This window comes from Lysobacter sp. P5_C4, assembly GCF_054049695.1.
Genome location: NZ_JBFULX010000001.1, coordinates 742,921 through 758,699, shown reverse-complemented (window position 1 = coordinate 758,699; position 15,779 = coordinate 742,921). Strand labels below are relative to the sequence as shown.

At 67.0% G+C, this 15,779-nt stretch carries 20 protein-coding genes; 7 read left to right on the top strand and 13 right to left on the bottom strand.

The annotated features are described in order from the left end of the window. Positions 1 to 1,980 carry a M2 family metallopeptidase gene (locus tag ACXJJ8_RS03650; RefSeq protein ID WP_499026990.1) on the bottom strand — a complete coding sequence of 660 codons (1,980 nt, stop codon included), beginning with the start codon at positions 1,978 to 1,980 and terminating at the stop codon, positions 1 to 3. 213 nt (positions 1,981 to 2,193) lie between these two features. Between ACXJJ8_RS03650 and ACXJJ8_RS03645 the strand changes: the two genes are divergently transcribed. Continuing rightward, on the top strand, positions 2,194 to 2,850 hold the full coding sequence (locus tag ACXJJ8_RS03645; RefSeq protein WP_499026988.1) for a DUF1120 domain-containing protein: 657 nt from the start codon (positions 2,194 to 2,196) through the stop codon (positions 2,848 to 2,850). A gap of 2 nt (positions 2,851 to 2,852) precedes the next feature. Here the strand turns inward: ACXJJ8_RS03645 and ACXJJ8_RS03640 are convergent, their stop codons facing one another. The 5 genes from ACXJJ8_RS03640 to ACXJJ8_RS03620 are packed head-to-tail and all read right to left on the bottom strand — an operon-like array spanning position 2,853 to position 5,826. Next, on the bottom strand, positions 2,853 to 3,341 hold the full coding sequence (locus ACXJJ8_RS03640) for a hypothetical protein (RefSeq protein ID WP_499026986.1): 489 nt from the start codon (positions 3,339 to 3,341) through the stop codon (positions 2,853 to 2,855). 4 nt (positions 3,342 to 3,345) lie between these two features. After that, entirely contained in the window at positions 3,346 to 3,609 is a 264-nt protein-coding gene (gene minE, locus ACXJJ8_RS03635; protein WP_499026984.1) for a cell division topological specificity factor MinE, read from the bottom strand. A 3-nt stretch (positions 3,610 to 3,612) separates the two neighbouring features. Further along, the gene (gene minD, locus ACXJJ8_RS03630; RefSeq protein ID WP_499026983.1) at positions 3,613 to 4,422 is read right to left on the bottom strand and encodes a septum site-determining protein MinD; all 810 of its coding nucleotides are present in this window, start codon (positions 4,420 to 4,422) and stop codon (positions 3,613 to 3,615) included. Positions 4,423 to 4,453: 31 nt separating this feature from the next. Continuing rightward, a complete protein-coding gene (gene minC, locus ACXJJ8_RS03625) occupies positions 4,454 to 5,233 on the bottom strand; it encodes a septum site-determining protein MinC (RefSeq protein ID WP_499026982.1) in 780 nt (259 codons plus the stop codon). Continuing rightward, on the bottom strand, positions 5,224 to 5,826 hold the full coding sequence (locus tag ACXJJ8_RS03620) for a GNAT family N-acetyltransferase (RefSeq protein WP_499026980.1): 603 nt from the start codon (positions 5,824 to 5,826) through the stop codon (positions 5,224 to 5,226). The genes minC and ACXJJ8_RS03620 overlap by 10 nt, the downstream gene beginning before the upstream one ends. A 143-nt stretch (positions 5,827 to 5,969) precedes the next feature. Here ACXJJ8_RS03620 and ACXJJ8_RS03615 point away from each other — a divergent pair, with 143 nt between their 5' ends. The 5 genes from ACXJJ8_RS03615 to ACXJJ8_RS03595 all read left to right on the top strand — a co-directional run bounded on the left by ACXJJ8_RS03615 (position 5,970) and on the right by ACXJJ8_RS03595 (position 10,224). After that, positions 5,970 to 7,238: a sensor histidine kinase gene (locus tag ACXJJ8_RS03615; protein ID WP_499026979.1), complete on the top strand. Its 1,269-nt coding sequence runs from the start codon at positions 5,970 to 5,972 to the stop codon at positions 7,236 to 7,238. Next, positions 7,235 to 7,888, top strand: coding sequence for a response regulator (locus ACXJJ8_RS03610; protein WP_499026978.1), 654 nt, complete (start codon positions 7,235 to 7,237; stop codon positions 7,886 to 7,888). Before ACXJJ8_RS03615 ends, ACXJJ8_RS03610 begins: the two co-directional genes overlap by 4 nt. 131 nt (positions 7,889 to 8,019) lie before the next feature. Next, positions 8,020 to 9,093 (top strand): polyketide cyclase, encoded by a 1,074-nt coding sequence (locus tag ACXJJ8_RS03605; RefSeq protein ID WP_499026976.1) that lies wholly within the window; start codon positions 8,020 to 8,022, stop codon positions 9,091 to 9,093. A 65-nt stretch (positions 9,094 to 9,158) separates the two neighbouring features. Further along, positions 9,159 to 9,527: a DUF423 domain-containing protein gene (locus tag ACXJJ8_RS03600; RefSeq protein ID WP_499026974.1), complete on the top strand. Its 369-nt coding sequence runs from the start codon at positions 9,159 to 9,161 to the stop codon at positions 9,525 to 9,527. A gap of 10 nt (positions 9,528 to 9,537) precedes the next feature. Beyond that, entirely contained in the window at positions 9,538 to 10,224 is a 687-nt protein-coding gene (locus tag ACXJJ8_RS03595) for a DNA-3-methyladenine glycosylase family protein (RefSeq protein WP_499026972.1), read from the top strand. Positions 10,225 to 10,230: 6 nt separating this feature from the next. Here the strand turns inward: ACXJJ8_RS03595 and ACXJJ8_RS03590 are convergent, their stop codons facing one another. The 7 genes from ACXJJ8_RS03590 to ACXJJ8_RS03560 all read right to left on the bottom strand — a co-directional run bounded on the left by ACXJJ8_RS03590 (position 10,231) and on the right by ACXJJ8_RS03560 (position 14,517). Next, positions 10,231 to 11,289 carry an acyltransferase family protein gene (locus ACXJJ8_RS03590; protein WP_499026970.1) on the bottom strand — a complete coding sequence of 353 codons (1,059 nt, stop codon included), beginning with the start codon at positions 11,287 to 11,289 and terminating at the stop codon, positions 10,231 to 10,233. Beyond that, positions 11,279 to 12,082 carry a M15 family metallopeptidase gene (locus ACXJJ8_RS03585; protein ID WP_499026968.1) on the bottom strand — a complete coding sequence of 268 codons (804 nt, stop codon included), beginning with the start codon at positions 12,080 to 12,082 and terminating at the stop codon, positions 11,279 to 11,281. Before ACXJJ8_RS03585 ends, ACXJJ8_RS03590 begins: the two co-directional genes overlap by 11 nt. A gap of 22 nt (positions 12,083 to 12,104) precedes the next feature. Next, a complete protein-coding gene (locus ACXJJ8_RS03580) occupies positions 12,105 to 12,296 on the bottom strand; it encodes a hypothetical protein (protein ID WP_499026967.1) in 192 nt (63 codons plus the stop codon). 10 nt (positions 12,297 to 12,306) lie between these two features. Continuing rightward, positions 12,307 to 12,486, bottom strand: a complete 180-nt coding sequence (locus tag ACXJJ8_RS03575; protein WP_499026965.1) for a DUF4177 domain-containing protein — start codon at positions 12,484 to 12,486, stop codon at positions 12,307 to 12,309. After that, a complete protein-coding gene (locus ACXJJ8_RS03570; protein ID WP_499026963.1) occupies positions 12,476 to 12,667 on the bottom strand; it encodes a type II toxin-antitoxin system antitoxin in 192 nt (63 codons plus the stop codon). The genes ACXJJ8_RS03575 and ACXJJ8_RS03570 overlap by 11 nt, the downstream gene beginning before the upstream one ends. Further along, positions 12,667 to 13,530 (bottom strand): SPFH domain-containing protein, encoded by an 864-nt coding sequence (locus ACXJJ8_RS03565; RefSeq protein ID WP_499026961.1) that lies wholly within the window; start codon positions 13,528 to 13,530, stop codon positions 12,667 to 12,669. The genes ACXJJ8_RS03570 and ACXJJ8_RS03565 overlap by 1 nt, the downstream gene beginning before the upstream one ends. A 90-nt stretch (positions 13,531 to 13,620) precedes the next feature. Then, on the bottom strand, positions 13,621 to 14,517 hold the full coding sequence (locus ACXJJ8_RS03560; protein ID WP_499026959.1) for a hypothetical protein: 897 nt from the start codon (positions 14,515 to 14,517) through the stop codon (positions 13,621 to 13,623). A gap of 65 nt (positions 14,518 to 14,582) precedes the next feature. Here ACXJJ8_RS03560 and purT point away from each other — a divergent pair, with 65 nt between their 5' ends. Beyond that, positions 14,583 to 15,776, top strand: coding sequence for a formate-dependent phosphoribosylglycinamide formyltransferase (purT, locus tag ACXJJ8_RS03555; protein ID WP_499026957.1), 1,194 nt, complete (start codon positions 14,583 to 14,585; stop codon positions 15,774 to 15,776). Positions 15,777 to 15,779 lie beyond the last annotated feature (3 nt).

Here is a 15,779-nt window from a genome sequence, read left to right as displayed (position 1 = left end):
TCAACCCGCCTTCTTCGTCGGCGCCGCCGTGGCGGGCGTCGCATTCCAACCGCAGGTCTTCCCTTCGTTCTGCTTCTTCAGCCACGCCTGCAGTGGCGCGAAGTATTCGAGCACGGGCGCGGCATCCATCTTGTCGCTGCCGGTCATCTCCTTGAGCGTCGCCTGCCAGGGCTGGCTTGCGCCGCGCGCGAGCATCGCCTCGAACCTGGCCCCCGCGACCTTGTTGCCGTAGAAGCTGCACGCGTGCAGCGGGCCCTTGTAACCGGCCGCGTCGCACAAGGCCTTGTAGAACTGGAACTGCAGCACGTGCGAAAGGAAATAGCGCGTGTAAGGCGTGTTGCCCGGCACGTGGTACTTCGCGCCGGCGTCGAAGAATTCCTCGCCGCGCGGCGTCGCCGGTGCAACGCCCTGGTACTTCGCCTTCAGGTCCCACCACGCCTTGTTGTATTGGTCGGGCTTGATCGAACCATCGAACACGCCCCAACGCCAACGGTCGATCATCAGGCCGAAGGGGAGGAACGACACTTTCGCCAGCGCCATGCGCATCTGCGCATTGATCAGGGCCTGGTCGCTCTGCTGTTGTTCGCCGACCAGCCCGATCGACTGCAGGTACTGCGGCGTCATCGCGAGCACGATCGTGTCGCCGATCGCTTCGTGGAAACCATCGTGCGCGCCACTCTGGAAAATCGGCGGCAGCTGCTTGTACGCGGTGTAGTAATAGACGTGGCCGAGCTCGTGGTAGATCGTCGTGAAATCTTCCTCGTTCGGCTTGATGCACATCTTGGTGCGCACGTCGTCGGCCATGTCCATCGGCCAGGCGCTCGCATGGCACACGACGTCGCGATCGCGCGGCTTGATGAACTGCGACTTCTCCCAGTACGACGCCGGCAACTTCGGCATGCCGAGCGAGGTGTAGAAGTCTTCCGCGCGCTCGGTCATGTGCTTGGCAGTGGCGAGCTCGCCGATGACGCGCATGTCGGCGAGGTCGTCGGCGGTCGGCGAGCCGTCATGCTGTGCGAGTGCGAGGTTGTAGTCCTGCGTGGCCAGTTCCTGCAGTTTTTCGGTGACGTTGAGGTCGCCGCCATCGGGATACGGCTGCAGGATGTCCCACAGATTGCTCCAGTCCTGCTGCCACATGTTCCCCATCAGGTGCGCGGGCAGCATGCCGCCGGCGACTTCGCCACGGTCGCCGTACTTCGCATCCAGTTGCGTGCGCGCGTAGCAATGCAATTGGTCGTAGAGCGGTTTGACCTGGCCCCAGAGGCGGTCGGTTTCCGCGGCGAATTGCGCGGGCGTCATGTCGTAGCCCGAGCGCCACAACTCGCCGGTGTCGGCGTAGCCCATGTCGCGCGCGCCGGTGTTGGACAGGTCGACGAACTTGACGTAGTCCTGCTTCATCGGCTGCGCGATGCCGTGCCAGCCCTGCCAGGCGTCGAGTTGTTCGTCGTAGTCGCGGCTGGTGCGCAGGACGTCTTCGAGTTCGCCGAGTTGGCGGCAGGACTTCGTGGTGCCGCTGCCCTTGCAGTACGTGCCCTTGCCGTACATGCCTTCCAGCTTGCTCGCCAGCTTCGTCAGCGCTTCGAGCTGCGCAGGATCCTTCGGCGGCGGGAGGTCGGCCTGCAGTTTGAGCAGCTGGATCGCGCGCGCGGTCTGCGGCGAGAGTTGTTCGCCTTCGTACTTGCGGGATTGCTCGATCCAGCCGCGCAGTTGCGTAAGGTTGCGTTCTTCGGCCTTCGCCGACACCAGTTCGCTGTCGCTGTTGATGTAGGTCGAGGAGAGCCATTGCGCGGAGGCGAGTTCCGGGTAGCCCTTTTTCATCTCGGCATTGACGCGCGCGACGAACTGATCCGCCGTTTCGCCCTTCGGCGCCGGCGCGACGCCCGCATGGCCCGGCGTTTCTTCGGCGGGCTTCTTGCAGCCGGCGACGGCTAGCACGCCCGCGGTGACGGCGACGGCGAGCAGGAGGTGGCGTGGCTTCACGGGGCGATCCTGAGGCGGGCGCCGGGCGGGCGCGAAGACGGCAGGCTAGCAAAGCGGCTGTTACGGGAGTAGAGCCCGCCTGAAACCTATCAGCGCGCCGCCCGGATCGTGGTTGGTCGCCGAACCTTCTCCGGCGACACAGAGAAGTAGCAGCACGCAGTGCGTTGGCGCGATGCGGAACATTGCACATCCCTCGAACCAGAGAGATCGCTCATGCATCAATTCCTCAACAAGCTCCTGCCGGTCGCGTTGCTTGCGATCACGGCTCCCGCGGCGATGGCGCAGAGTTCCGGCGACGTGGCGATCGGCGGCACGCTTGTACCGGGTTCCTGTACGCTCACTCTGGTGAACGGCGGTGTCCTCGACCTCGGCCAGATTCCGACGTCGACTCTGCCCGAGAGCGGCTACTCTGCCAACATGGATCGAACCATGTCGGCTTCGGTCGGATGCAGCGGTGCAACCCGGGTGATGTTCACGATCTCCGACAACCGGATCGCGACGCTTCCGGATCCGTCACAAAAGTTCCGCATGGGGTTGGGTCTCACGTCGACCGGCAAGCCCATCGGCTATTACAACGTGTGGTGGAGTTCGGCGACGCGAGACGGCTTCGCTGCCACAGTCATTTACAGTGACAACGGGACGAGCTGGAGCAATGACTTCAGCACACAGTGGGGCAAATCGAATATTGCCAGTCCAAGTATCCCGTACCGCGCAATCGGCAACGGCACCTTCGCTGACGGACCGATCGCTCTCAACACAGCCACGTTCGAGATGACGGTGAGAACCAAGCTCCTCGGCAGGAACGACCTGCAACTCACCAGCGATGCATCGATCGACGGCAGCAGCACGATTGAGATCGTGTACCTCTGAGGTCAGACCGTCGGATCCACCAGCGATTTGGATTCGGCGTCCACCAAACCACGACGCGCCAGCCACTCCCAAGCTTCCGTCGCATCCTGCTCGACATAAGCACGCGCAGAACCCAGGCGGAACGTGTACCCCCACGCATCCATGTCGGCGAACACGCGCGCGGCGCCGACGCCCGGGATCGCGTCGCCCAGCAGGGATTGCAGGACGCAGACCGCATCTTCTTCGGCGACCGAATCGGTGGCGTCGGTGTGTACGGCCGAACGTTTTTCCGGCGGCAACACGATCAGGTGCGCGGCTTCGTGCAGCAGCGAATGCACGGGCGTGTCGGCGCGCGCATAGACGGTCGCGCCGACGAGCCCGGCTTCGGGCTCGCCCCAGTAACTGCCGGGAATGGGTTCGCCGTCGTCGACGTGCACGAGTTGCAACCCGTACGCGCCGAGCAACGCGGCGACGTGGCCGTGTTCGATGTCGGAGAGCGTGAGCACCGACACCGCGTCAGCCCATCGCGGCGCGTTCCTCCGGCAGGGCCACCGAGATGTCCAGCACGTCGTGTTCGCCGTCCTTGACCACGTCGACCTTCACTGCATCTGCGTCGACGTTGACGTACTTGCGGATCACCTCGAGCAACTCGCGTCGGAGGAGGGGCAAGTAATCGGGGCCGCCGTGGGCGCTGCGTTCCTGCGCGATGATGATGCGCAGGCGGTCCTTCGCGACGGCGGCGGTGTTCTTCTTGGGCTTGAGGAAATCGAAGATCGACATGCGTCAGCCCCCGAACAACTTGCTGAAGAATCCCTTCTTCTCGGCAGTGATGAAACGCATGGGCCGCTCCTGGCCCATCAGGCGCGCGACGGCATCGTCGTAGGCCTGGCCTGCATTGGATTCGAGGTCGAGGATCACCGGCTCGCCCTTGTTCGAGGCGTTGAGCACGTCGCCGGATTCGGGGATCACGCCGATCGTCTTGAGGCCGAGGACTTCCTCGACGTCGGTGATCGACAGCATTTCGCCGGTTTCCACGCGGTTGGGGGCATAGCGCGTCAGCAGCAGGTGTTCCTTCACGCGCTCGCCGTTCTCGGCGCGGCGCGTCTTGGAGGCCAGCAGGCCGAGGATGCGGTCGGAGTCGCGCACCGAGGAGACTTCCGGATTCACCACGACGATCGCCTGGTCGGCGAAGTACATCGCGAGGAAGGCGCCCTTCTCGATGCCGGCCGGCGAATCGCACACGATGTAGTCGAAGCCGTCTTCGGCAAGATCGTTGAGGACCTTCTCGACGCCTTCCTTCGCGAGCGCATCCTTGTCGCGCGTCTGCGAAGCGGCCAGCACGTGGAGCGTGTCGAAACGCTTGTCCTTGATCAGCGCCTGCTTCAGCGACGCCTCGCCGTGGATCACGTTGACGAAGTCGTACACCACGCGGCGCTCGCAACCCATGATCAGGTCGAGGTTGCGCAGGCCGACGTCGAAGTCGATGACGGCGACCTTCTTGCCCTGGCGCGCCAGGCCGCAAGCGATGCTTGCGCTGGTCGTGGTCTTGCCCACGCCGCCCTTGCCGGAGGTGACTACGATGATTTCGGCCAAGTGGAAACTCCCTCGATTCTTGTTGTTGTTGTCAGTCCAGCGCCGCGATGCGGAGCTGCCCCTGGTCGAGCCAGACCTGCACGGCCTTGCCGCGCAGTTCCTTCGGAATGTCTTCCAGCACCTTGTAGTGGCCGGCGACGGCGACGAGTTCGGCGTGGAATTCGCGGCAGAAGATCCGCGCCTTTTCGTTGCCTTGCGCGCCGGCGAGTGCGCGACCGCGCAAGGCACCGTAGATGTGGATGGAGCCGTCGGCGATCACTTCGGCGCCTGCACCGACCGTGGTCAGCACGGTGAGGTCGCTGTTCTCCGCGTACACCTGCTGGCCACTGCGCACGGGCGCGGCTTGCATCATGCCCGGAGCGGCGGCCGCTTGCGCAACCGGCGCGGGTTTGGGTTCAGCAGCGGGTGCGGTCTTCGACGCAGCGCGCGCTGCGGGCGCCGGTTCGGCCGGCGCTTCTCCGGCGCGTTCGTATTGCGCGCGGAACTTGGCGAGCAACGGAAGCCCGAGTGCAGCCGACAGTTCTTCGATCTCGCGCGTGCCGTAGGCCAGCGCCACCGGGAGCACGCCGGCTTCGCGCAGGCCTTCGACGAGCTTGCGCGCGGTGTCGACGTCGGGCGTCTTCGACAAGCCGCCGAAATCCAGGATCACCGCGGCGCGTTCGAACAGCTTGGGGGCGCGCTGCACGCGGTCGCGCATTTCGGCCGCCAGCTGCGCGACGTCGAGCGTGCGCACACGCAGGTTGGCGATGCCGACCTGGCCGATCTTGAGTTCGCCTGCCTGTTCGTAATCGATGGCCGTGCTCACGCGCACGTCCCGGTCGGACGGTGCGCGAGCGTGCGCGACTGCGGGCGCGGCATCGGCAACCACGGCGCGGCGGGCAGGGCATCGCCGTAGGTGTCGCGCACCCAGGCGAAGCTGCACAGGTCTTTCATCAGCATCGCGGCGCGGTGGCCGTTGTGCATGACGTTCTGGCCGACTTCCCGGAAGCCGAAGCTGCCGTGGAAGAGCAGGGCGTGGTCGGTGCCCGGCTCGAGCAGCACTTCGCAACACAACTGCGGATAGCGCAGTTCGGCGTAGCTCTGCACGTCAGCGTACAGCGCGCGGCCCACGCCGCCGCCACGGCGGCGCGAGGCCACCACGATGCGGTCGATGTAGAAGAACGCGGGCTGGCGCGCGCGGAACCAGGCGAAGTTGTCGCTGTCGTGCGCGGTGTCCGACCCGAACCCGACCAGGAACCCGGCGATCGTCCCGTCGCGCTCGGCGACGCGGAAGTATTCGGCGGAATCGAAGAAGCTGCGGAGCTTTGCCGCGTCGAGCGGCAGGATGGCGGGGCCGGCGGCGTTGTTGAGGGCAAGGACGGAATCCAGCTCGTGCTCTCGCACGTCGCGGACAACAATCGACATTGACGGCTCCGTTCTTTTCTCTGTTACGGGCGAGGAGGGACGCGCTGTCCCCGGCGCTGGCGCGGATTATCGCACGCGATCCGGTGGCCGGGGCATGACTTTCGGCCTCCCGCACCTGCCGCCCGGGAGGGCTAGGATTGGGCATGTTCGCCCGATTCGGCCACGACCGCCTCCTGCGCTATGCCGGCCTGTTCACCTGGGCCGTCGTCAGCCTGCCCCTCGTCTATTCCTGGCTCGTGCCCTTGCTCGGCGACGGGGCCGATGCGCAGCTCGCGCTGCGCCCGATGCCCTGGCAAGGCTGGCTGTCCTACTTCGCCTTCGGGGTGAGCTATGCATGGCTCACGCGCGGGCTGGGCGTGCGCCGGCGCACGGTCGGCGATTTCGCGCTGTTGCTGATCCTCACCCTGGCCGCGGTCGGCGTGAGCTACTGGAACGAGAGCGGCCTGGGCAGCGTGTTGCTGATGGTCGCCGCGTGCGTGCTGCCGTGGCTGTTGCCGCTCCCGCTCGGCGTGGCGTGGCTGGTCCTGAGCCAGCTCGCGGTGGTGCCGGTGTTCGTGCACGGGCTGAACTTCCCGCTGCTCGAAGCGCTGATGCAGTCGGTGCTGTACGCGGGCTTCTCGGGGTTCGTGTTCGTCACCAGCCTGGTCGCGCGGCAGCAGGCGCAGGCGCGCGAGGAGCAGCGACGGCTGAATTCCGAATTGCGCGCCACGCGGGCGTTGCTCGCCGAAAGCGCGCGCGTCAACGAGCGCACGCGCATTTCGCGCGAACTGCACGACCTGCTCGGCCATCACCTCACCGCGCTGAGCCTCAATCTCGAAGTCGCGGGCCACCTGTCCGACGGCCGGGTGAAGGAGCACGTGCAGCAGGCGCATACGCTCGCGCGCCTGTTGCTGACCGACGTGCGCGAGGCGGTGAGCCAGTTGCGCGAAGGCGGGGCGATCGATCTCGCGGCGGCGCTGCGCCCGCTCGCGGAAAACGTGCCGTCGCTCGCGATCCACATGGACCTCGAAGAGCCGCTGACGCTCGACGATCCCGAACGCGCGCACGTGTTGCTGCGGTGCACGCAGGAAATCATCACGAACGCCGTGCGCCATGCGGGCGCACGCAACCTGTGGATCGACGCGCGCCGCGTCGACGGCGGCATCGTCATCCAGGCGCGCGACGACGGCACCGGCGCCGAAGCGCTCGTACCCGGCAACGGGCTGCGCGGCATGCGCGAGCGCCTTGCCCAGCACGGCGGCGACCTGCAGGTCGAATCGGGCTCCGGCGCGGGGTTCGCGCTGCGCTTGCGCTTGCCTGCCACCATGCTGGGCGTGCCCCTGGCGAACGCCGCGGCCGCTTCGGTGTCCAACCCCTCGCAACTCCCGCCCGAGCAGGGGCAGACCACCCCCGAAGGAGCCACCGCGTCATGAACACCGCCACCATCCGCATCTGCCTGGTCGACGACCAGACCCTCGTGCGGCAGGGCATTCGTTCGCTGCTGGCCCTCGCACCGGGGATGGAGGTCGTCGCCGAGGCCGGCGACGGGCGCCAGGCCGTCGAGGTCATTCCCCAGGTCCAGCCGGACGTCGTCCTGATGGACATGCGCATGCCGGTGATGTCGGGCCTGGAAGCCCTGCAGGCACTGGGCCGCGCCAACACGCTGCCGCCGACGATCATCCTCACCACGTTCGACGACGACCAACTCGTCCTTGCGGGCCTGAAGGCCGGCGCGAAGGGCTACCTGCTGAAGGACGTGACGCTCGAACAGCTGGTCGGCGCGATCCAGACGGTCGCCGCGGGCGGATCCCTGGTCCAACCGGCCGTGACGCAGCGGCTGCTGTCGGGCCTGGAACACATGCGCAACGACTTCGTCAGCCTCGACCGTCCCGACCCCCTGACCGATCGGGAGACGGAGATCCTGCGGCTGATGGCAAGCGGCTTTTCGAACAAGGAGATCGCCAATTCGCTGGGCGTGGCCGAAGGCACGATCAAGAACCACGTGTCCAACATCCTGTCCAAGCTCGGCGTTCGCGATCGCACCCGCGCCGTGCTGAAGGCCTTCGAACTGCAATTGGTGTGACGGCGGCCCGGTGTGGCGAGGGGCCGCATGCGCCCCCGCATGCCGGCGGCTCGCAAGCACGGCCGCTCACCTGCTAGCATCGCCGGTCTGTGCGGGCCGCCCGGCGGCGGCCCGGTCTGGAGACCTTCCGAATGACCCGTTTGATCGAGATCCTGATTTCCCTGGCGATCGTCGCCGTGCTGTTCGTCGTCGTCGGCATCGCGCTGCCGTCTTCGCGCCACGTGTCCGAAAGCATCGAGACGAACCGCAAGATGGTCATCGTGCGCGACACGCTCACGAGCCCGCGCCGTTTCAAGGAATGGAACACCCTGGCGCTGCGCGACCCGCGCATGGAGTGGAAGTTCTTCGGTCCCGACACCGGCGTCGGCGCCGGCTTCGAATACAACTCGACCAACAAGATGGTCGGCTCGGGCAAGTGGACGCTCACCAAGAACGAGCCCAACCGCATCGAATACGACATCGTCGACCGCAGCCGCGGCAGCGACAAGAAGACCGTGTTCTACCTCAAGCCGACGGGCCGCAACAATCGCAACGTCGAAGTGATGCAGACCTACGACGTGGATTACGGCTTCGACCTGTTCGGCCGCTACTCGGGCCTGTACGTCCGCGCGATCGGCGACGACATCAAGCTGGGCCTGGGCAAGTTCACCAACATGCTCGCCGGCGTGCCGAACTACGACTACAACGCCGACTTCGGCCGCAAGACCCAGGCCGACCTGCCGAAGGTCGTCGAACTCCCGGCGGAGAACCTGTTGTTCGCGCCGGCGACCGTCGAACGCGACCCCGACAAGATCCAGCAGGCGATGAACGCCAACCTGCAGTGGATCCGCAAGGTGATGGACGCCAACGGCCTGGAATCGGCCGGCCCGATCCGCGTGATCACCACCGAGTTCGCAGCCGACGCCTACTCCTTCGACACCGCGATGCCGGTGCGCAAGAAGGGCCAGACGGGCCCGGCCGCCGAAATCCCGGCGCCGAAGCTCGAGCAGCAGGTGCAGTTCATCCGCACGACGCCCGCGCGCTATGCGAGCGCCGGCTTCACCGGCCACATGATCAACCTGGCGAAGGTCCGCGACTCGCTGCGCGCCTGGACGATGACGCGCGGCTACGAGACCACCGGCCGCCCGTTCGAAGCGTGGACCAACGGCGTGGACCAAGGCTTCACCGACGAGGGTCACTACCAGTTGTACTGGCAGTTGAAGTAAGCCTTCGACAGTGCTGTGAAAGTCGGACGCCGCGCTTGCGGCGTTCGTCGTTTTGGAGGAACGCAATGCGCACGGGAGACCGCACGATCACGATCCGCCTGGCCGGTTTCGCCGGCGGTCTGTTCGCCGCGTGCGCGGTGGCGCTGTCCGCGTATGCGATGCACGCGACCCTCGCGCCGCACGCGCGGGAACAACTGATCATCGGCGCGGCGTTCGCCTTCGGCCAGGGCATCGCCCTGGCGGCACTGGCGCGCCACGGCGCGCATTGGCTCGGCGCGGTGTCGCTGCTGGCGCTGCTCGCGGGCGTGCTGTTGTTCGCCGGCAGCCTCGTCGGCGCCGCGGTGTTCCAGACACCCACGACATTCGCGCCGCTCGGCGGCATGATCACGATCGCGGGCTGGCTGCTGTTCGCCCTGCATTGCCTGCGACGCTGAAGGAGACACGATGGCGCGACGCACACGGGGATTCGACACCGATGCAGCCTGGTCGCACCTGACCAGGCGTGACCGCAAGCTCGGCAAGTGGATGGAGAAGCTCGGCCCCATCGCGCCCGATCCCCGCTGGCGCAAAGCGTTCGACCCGGTCGACGCGCTTGCGCGCGCGATTCTCTACCAGCAGTTGAGCGGCAAGGCCGCGGCGACGATCGTCGGCCGCGTGGAAACCGCGATCGCCAGCGACCGCTTCCATTGCGACACGCTCGCGCGCATCGACGATGCGGCGCTGCGTGCCTGCGGCGTTTCGGGCAACAAGTCGCTTGCATTGCGCGACCTGGCCTTGCGCGAGGAACGCGGTGAGCTCCCCACGCTGCGGCAGATGGCGACGATGGACGAGGACGCGATCATCGCCGCGCTCGTCCCGGTGCGCGGCATCGGCCGCTGGACGGTGGAGATGATGCTCATGTTCCGCCTCGGCCGCCCGGATGTATTGCCCGTCGATGACCTCGGCATCCGAAAGGGCGCGCAGGCCATCGACAAACTCGACGAAATGCCTGCGCCGAAGGTGTTGCTCGCGCGCGGCGAAAAGTGGGGGCCGTACCGCACCTACGCGAGCCTGTATCTCTGGCGCATCGCCGATCTGGCGAATGCGCCGAAGGCGAAGGATGCCAAGCCGGTGAAGCGTTCGCAGGGGTGAAGCCCGTCAGGCGTGCGTCGGACGCGCCGGCGATTCCACGGGCGTGCGCGTGCCGAAGCGACGTTTGAATTGCAGTGCAGGGCGCTCGACGAGGAACCAACTGGCCGCCGCGAAGGCGAACGCCAGCACACTCGCCCAGAGCACGTTGTGCATCGGCGCCCCCGGCGAGAAGGTTTGCACGAGCTGCGCCGAAGGCCAGCCGTACAGGTAGAGCCCGTACGACAGGTCGTGATGCACCAGCTTCGAAGGCACCTGCGCGAACGCGAGCCACAACGTGCCGTACGCCACGAGCGCGAAGTAGGGCGCGGCGAACCAGGGCGTACCGCGCAACACGGCCGCCAGGACCACCAGCGCGAGGAGCGGCATCCACGACAACCGGAGGCGATCGCGCCACAGCCACGCGGCCGTGCCGCTGGCGAAGAACGCGACGCACCACAGGTCATTCGCCAACCAGTCCGGCAGCGGCGCGCGGAACCAGGCGAACGCGGCGATCCCGGCGAGCAAGGCCAGCCACGGCAACAGGTATCGCTTCGCCGTCAACACGCCGACCAGCGAAGCACCGAGCAACAACAGATACAACCGCGCTTCCACCGGCAGCGTCCACAACGACCCATTGACTGCGGTCTGCGGCAGCGTCGCGAACACGCCGGGGAGATGGAACTCGGCACGCCACAAGGTCGCGTTCGACCACAGGTAACGCCACGTTTCCACCGACCAGTAGTTCGCCGACGTGGTCATCCACGGGCCCAGTACGAACACGCTCAGCAGCACGCAGACGACCAACGCCGGCAGGATGCGCAGCGCGCGCGACCCCAGATACCCGCGCACGCTGTTGCGTTGCAGGCTCGCGGCGATCAGGAACCCGCTGATCACGAAGAATATGTCCACCGCGATCGCACCGGCGAACTTCACCTGCGTCGCACGTGCCAACAGATCCCCGCCCGGCGTCCCCGTGATGGCCCATGCGTGGCCGTAGATCACGAGCCAGGCGGCAATCAGGCGCAGGACATTGAAGTGGTTGTGGCCGGAGGTCCAGGCGGACGCCAGCGTGCGTTCACCCGCCACGCCAACACCAATGCCAGGGCTCGTAGACGATGCCGTGCGGGTTGTCGCGCGGGTAACTCAGCACGAATCCATGGCCTTCGGCGTTGTCCTGCAACCACGCGAACGCGCGCGTCTTCTCGAAGGTTTCTTCGGCCGGCGGTTCCTCCGGCGTGCCGATGTCGAGCGCGCGGCCGCCGTGGTGTTCGCTGAATCCGGGTGCCGCGTTGACGGTGAGGATTTCGTCGATCGTCTGCCCGCGTGCGAGCTTCCGTTCGAAGATGCCGAGCTGGTAATCGTGCGAGCGCCAGCCGCTGATCGATTCGAGCACGATGTCCTCGCGCAGCGCTTCGGCCTGCAGATGCAACCACGCGCGCGCCGCGCCGGGGCGCAGCCACAACGGACGGCGGAAGCGGTCGAAGCCCGCGAAGTCTAGGCGATCGGGTTCGGCGACGAGCGACAGGCCGGTGCGTTCCGCGTAATCGTCTTCTTCGATGTCGAGCTGGTCGAGGCGCTCATGCAGGCGGGCGAGGGGAAGTTCGTAGACGCGCTCCAGGCCCGAGCGTTCGTGCGGCGAGAACGAATCCAGTGCGTCGAGCGCTTCGCCGATGCCGTCTTCGCGCTGCAAGGACGGCACCAGCGGCATCAGGCCTTCGGGCAACTCGGCGGCGAGAAAGCGGCCGTCGCGCTTTCGGCGCAACACGCGCAAGGCGCGCGAAAGGACGCGCGCATCGTGGTTGCTGCGCGCGCGGAGCAAGCCGCCGGGCCACAGTTCGATGTCCGGCGTGTTGAGCAAGACCCTGGCGATGCGTCGCATGCGCCAAGGTTACCCGACGCGGTCAGCGCGTGCGCCAGCCCCATGCGGCCAGGCCACCTGCGAAGAGGGCTGCGATCCACGAGGCCGCGACCGGAACCGCCTGGCCTCCGATGTCCACCGGCGCGCCGACCAACGCGCGCCAGGCCTGCAACAACGCAACGACGGTGAACACGATCGCCGAAGCAGTGACATATCCACGATGCGACGTCGCCATGGCGCTCTCCTCAGAGGGGTTTCTTGAGATACAGCTGCACGGGCTTGAAGGGGTGCGTCTGCACGACGCTCACCAATTCCCAGCCCTGCAGGCCCAGTTGCACCAACTTTTCCTGGATCGCCTCGCGCGAGCGGCCCATGAAACCGGGCTTGACGTCCACGACCTGGTAATTCCAGCGGTCACTCGCCATCGTTCTCGTCCTCTTCCTTCGCCGGCGGCGGCGCCGGCAGGCGCCCCGCTTTGCGCAATGCATCGCGCAACACGTATTCGATCTGCGCGTTGAGCGAGCGGATCTCGTCGTCGGCCCATCGCTGCGCGGCGTTCAGCACGTCGGCGCTGATGCGCAGCGGATAGGCCTTCTTCTCACCCATCAGTAGAGCGTGCCCGCGTTGACGATGGGCTGCGTGGAGCGCTCGCCGCACAGCACGACCAGCAAGTTGCTGACCATCTGCGCCTTGCGTTCCTCGTCCAGGTGCACGACGCCGTTCTTCTGCAATTCGGCCAGGGCCATCTCGACCATGCCCACCGCGCCGGCGACGATGCGCGTGCGCGCGGCGATGATCGCGTTGGCCTGCTGGCGCTGCAGCATCGCCTGTGCGATTTCCGGTGCGTACGCCAAGTGGCTGATGCGCGCGTCGATCACCTGCACGCCGGCATCGGCCAGGCGTTCGGACAGTTCCTGCGAAAGATGCGTGCTGATTTCGGCGGCGTGGCTGCGCAGGGAAAGCTGGCCTTCCTCGTGCTGGTCGTAGGGATAGCTGGTGGCCATCGCGCGCAGCGCGGACTCGGACTGGATCTGCACGAAGCTTTCGTAGTCGTCGACGTTGTAGACCGCTTCGGCAGAATCCACGACCTGCCACACGATGACCGCCGCGATCTCGATCGGGCTGCCGTCGAGCTCGTTGACCTTGAGCTTGCCGCTCTCGAAGTTGCGCACGCGCTGGCTCACCTTCCGCTTGGAATAGAAGGGGTTGTTCCAGCGCAGGCCGTTCTCCTTGACCGTGCCGACGTACTTGCCGAACAGGCTCAGCACCGCGGCCTTGTTGGGCTCGACCATGTACAGGCCGAACAGGCAGAAAAATGCGAGCAGATCGGCCAGCAGGCCGCCGATGATCCACGCCGGGGCTTCCATGCGGATGCCGTTGAACATCAGGGATCCGCCGACCAGCAGCACCGCCAGCAGCAGGAGCAGCACGGGGATGCCCGCGGCGGAACGGATGGGGTTCTCTTTCATCGAAGGCCTCGCAAGCCCCGGGATTGGGGCGCAGCGATGTGATATCACTCTGATATCAGCTCCGCAAGCGGCGGGCGACGAATGGCGCTTTCAGGGGTTCGCAGGGAGCCAAACCAGGGGCGCCGGGCTGAACTCGCCGGTCGCGATCAACCCCTTGCCGTCCGGCAGCCACGCAACCGCTTCGGCCTGGTGCAGCCAGGGCAGCGGCTGCGTGGCGGGCTGTCGTGCGACCGCGCGCGACCAAGATTCCCCGGGGGTGCGCGCATAGAGCAGCAAACGGTCGTAAGTCAGCACCGCGAGCGTCAGCCCATCGGGCGAGAGATCGGCCGCCGTGACCTGGCGGCCGAGCGCGACGCGCCGCGCACCGGAGGCATCGCCGCCGGAGTGCGCCGGGGCTTCGGCCAGCGTGCCGATGCGGCGTGCGACGACGACGCCCCGCGCCGGGCGCAGGGGCACCGAGAACAACTGCGCCGGTTTGCGCTTCTTCGAGATCAGCAGCACTTCGCCGGCCTGCACATCCACCGCGACGGCCTCGCAATCGCGCGGGCCGTCGGGCCAGCGGAAGGCGATCGACCACGCCGCCGACACCACGCCGCCGTCGACCAGCGGGTCGGGTTCGGGAACCACATGCAGTTGCACCGTGCGGCGCAGCCCGCCGTTGTCCCCCGTGTCGCCGATCAACAGCCAGTGGCGCCCCTGCAGCACGAATGCGTCGAGGTCTTCCCAATCGGTGTTGCGCACGCCCGCCACGCGCACGCTCGCGATGCGCGAACCGCGCCGCGAGATCGCATGCAACATCGGCCCGTTGCCGCCGTCCTGCAGCAACCACAGCGTGTCGCGATGCAGCGTGGACGTCGCAAGGCCGCTGGTTTCGTCGATCGAGCCGTCGAGGATCACGCCGGCCAGGCGCGGCTGCGGGCCTTCGCCGTCGCACGCGGCAAGGAGCGCGCAACAGGCGAAAGCGGACAGGGCACGGGGCAGGCGCATGAGGCGCGCAGGATGGCATGGCCGGCGCGGGTACACTACGCGCCCCGTCTTTCGGCACCTGTTCGATGCCCACGATCGGTACGCCCCTGTCGCCGCACGCCACGCGCGTGCTCCTGCTCGGCTCGGGCGAACTGGGCAAGGAAGTGGCGCTCGAACTGCAACGCTTCGGCGTGGAAGTCATCGCCGCCGACCGTTACGCCGACGCCCCCGCGATGCAAGTCGCACACCGCAGCCACGTGCTCGACATGCTCGACGGCAACGCAGTGCGCGCGCTGATCGAACGCGAGCGTCCACACATCGTGGTGCCCGAGATCGAAGCGATCAGCACGCCGACACTCATCGAGATCGAGGCCGAAGCCAAGGGCGACCTGCGTGTCATCCCCACCGCTCGGGCAGCGCGGCTGACGATGGATCGCGAGGGCATCCGTCGCCTTGCCGCGGAAACACTCGGCCTTGCGACCTCCGCGTATCGCTTCGTCGACACGCTCGACGATTATCGCGACGCGGTGCGCGCCGTCGGGCTGCCGTGCGTCGTGAAGCCGGTGATGTCCTCTTCCGGCAAGGGCCAGAGCCTGGTGCGCACGCAAGCCGACGTCGACGCCGCGTGGGACTACGCGCAGACCGGCGGCCGCGCCGGCGCGGGCCGCGTCATTGTCGAAGGCTTCGTCGACTTCGATTACGAAATCACGCTGCTCACCGTGCGCCATGCCGGCGGCACGCATTTCTGCGAACCGATCGGACACCTGCAGCGCGACGGCGACTATCGCGAAAGCTGGCAGCCGCAACCGATGTCGCCCAGGGCGCTCGAGCGTTCGCAACACATCGCCAAAGCGGTCACCGACGACCTCGGTGGCTGGGGCGTGTTCGGCGTCGAGCTTTTCATCAAGGGCGACGAGGTGTGGTTTTCCGAAGTCTCCCCGCGCCCGCACGACACCGGCCTGGTGACGCTCGCATCGCAGGACCTCAGCCAGTTCGCGCTGCATGCGCGCGCGATCCTCGGCCTGCCCATACCGGCGATCCGCCAACTCGGCGCCACCGCGTCGTGCGCGATGCTGGCGCAAGGCCACGGCGTTCCCGTGTTCGACAACGTCCAGGGCGCATTGCGCGAACCCGACACCGCGCTGCGCCTGTTCGGCAAACCCCGCGTGGAAGGCCACCGCCGCGTCGGCGTGACGCTCGCACGCGGCACCGACATCGACGATGCCCGCGCCCGTGCGCGCGATGCCGCCGCCGCCATCACCATCCGTTTGGAACAATGACGC

Excerpts from the sequence above, each read along its gene's own strand:
- ACXJJ8_RS03645 (WP_499026988.1), top strand. The coding sequence starts at position 2,194 with ATGCATCAATTCCTCAACAAGCTCCTGCCGGTCGCGTTGCTTGCGATC.
- minE (WP_499026984.1), bottom strand. The coding sequence starts at position 3,609 with ATGTCGATCTTCGATTTCCTCAAGCCCAAGAAGAACACCGCCGCCGTC.
- ACXJJ8_RS03620 (WP_499026980.1), bottom strand. The coding sequence starts at position 5,826 with ATGTCGATTGTTGTCCGCGACGTGCGAGAGCACGAGCTGGATTCCGTC.
- ACXJJ8_RS03615 (WP_499026979.1), top strand. The coding sequence starts at position 5,970 with ATGTTCGCCCGATTCGGCCACGACCGCCTCCTGCGCTATGCCGGCCTG.
- ACXJJ8_RS03610 (WP_499026978.1), top strand. The coding sequence starts at position 7,235 with ATGAACACCGCCACCATCCGCATCTGCCTGGTCGACGACCAGACCCTC.
- ACXJJ8_RS03605 (WP_499026976.1), top strand. The coding sequence starts at position 8,020 with ATGACCCGTTTGATCGAGATCCTGATTTCCCTGGCGATCGTCGCCGTG.
- ACXJJ8_RS03600 (WP_499026974.1), top strand. The coding sequence starts at position 9,159 with ATGCGCACGGGAGACCGCACGATCACGATCCGCCTGGCCGGTTTCGCC.
- ACXJJ8_RS03595 (WP_499026972.1), top strand. The coding sequence starts at position 9,538 with ATGGCGCGACGCACACGGGGATTCGACACCGATGCAGCCTGGTCGCAC.
- ACXJJ8_RS03585 (WP_499026968.1), bottom strand. The coding sequence starts at position 12,082 with ATGCGACGCATCGCCAGGGTCTTGCTCAACACGCCGGACATCGAACTG.
- ACXJJ8_RS03580 (WP_499026967.1), bottom strand. The coding sequence starts at position 12,296 with ATGGCGACGTCGCATCGTGGATATGTCACTGCTTCGGCGATCGTGTTC.
- ACXJJ8_RS03575 (WP_499026965.1), bottom strand. The coding sequence starts at position 12,486 with ATGGCGAGTGACCGCTGGAATTACCAGGTCGTGGACGTCAAGCCCGGT.
- ACXJJ8_RS03570 (WP_499026963.1), bottom strand. The coding sequence starts at position 12,667 with ATGGGTGAGAAGAAGGCCTATCCGCTGCGCATCAGCGCCGACGTGCTG.
- ACXJJ8_RS03565 (WP_499026961.1), bottom strand. The coding sequence starts at position 13,530 with ATGAAAGAGAACCCCATCCGTTCCGCCGCGGGCATCCCCGTGCTGCTC.
- ACXJJ8_RS03560 (WP_499026959.1), bottom strand. The coding sequence starts at position 14,517 with ATGCGCCTGCCCCGTGCCCTGTCCGCTTTCGCCTGTTGCGCGCTCCTT.
- purT (WP_499026957.1), top strand. The coding sequence starts at position 14,583 with ATGCCCACGATCGGTACGCCCCTGTCGCCGCACGCCACGCGCGTGCTC.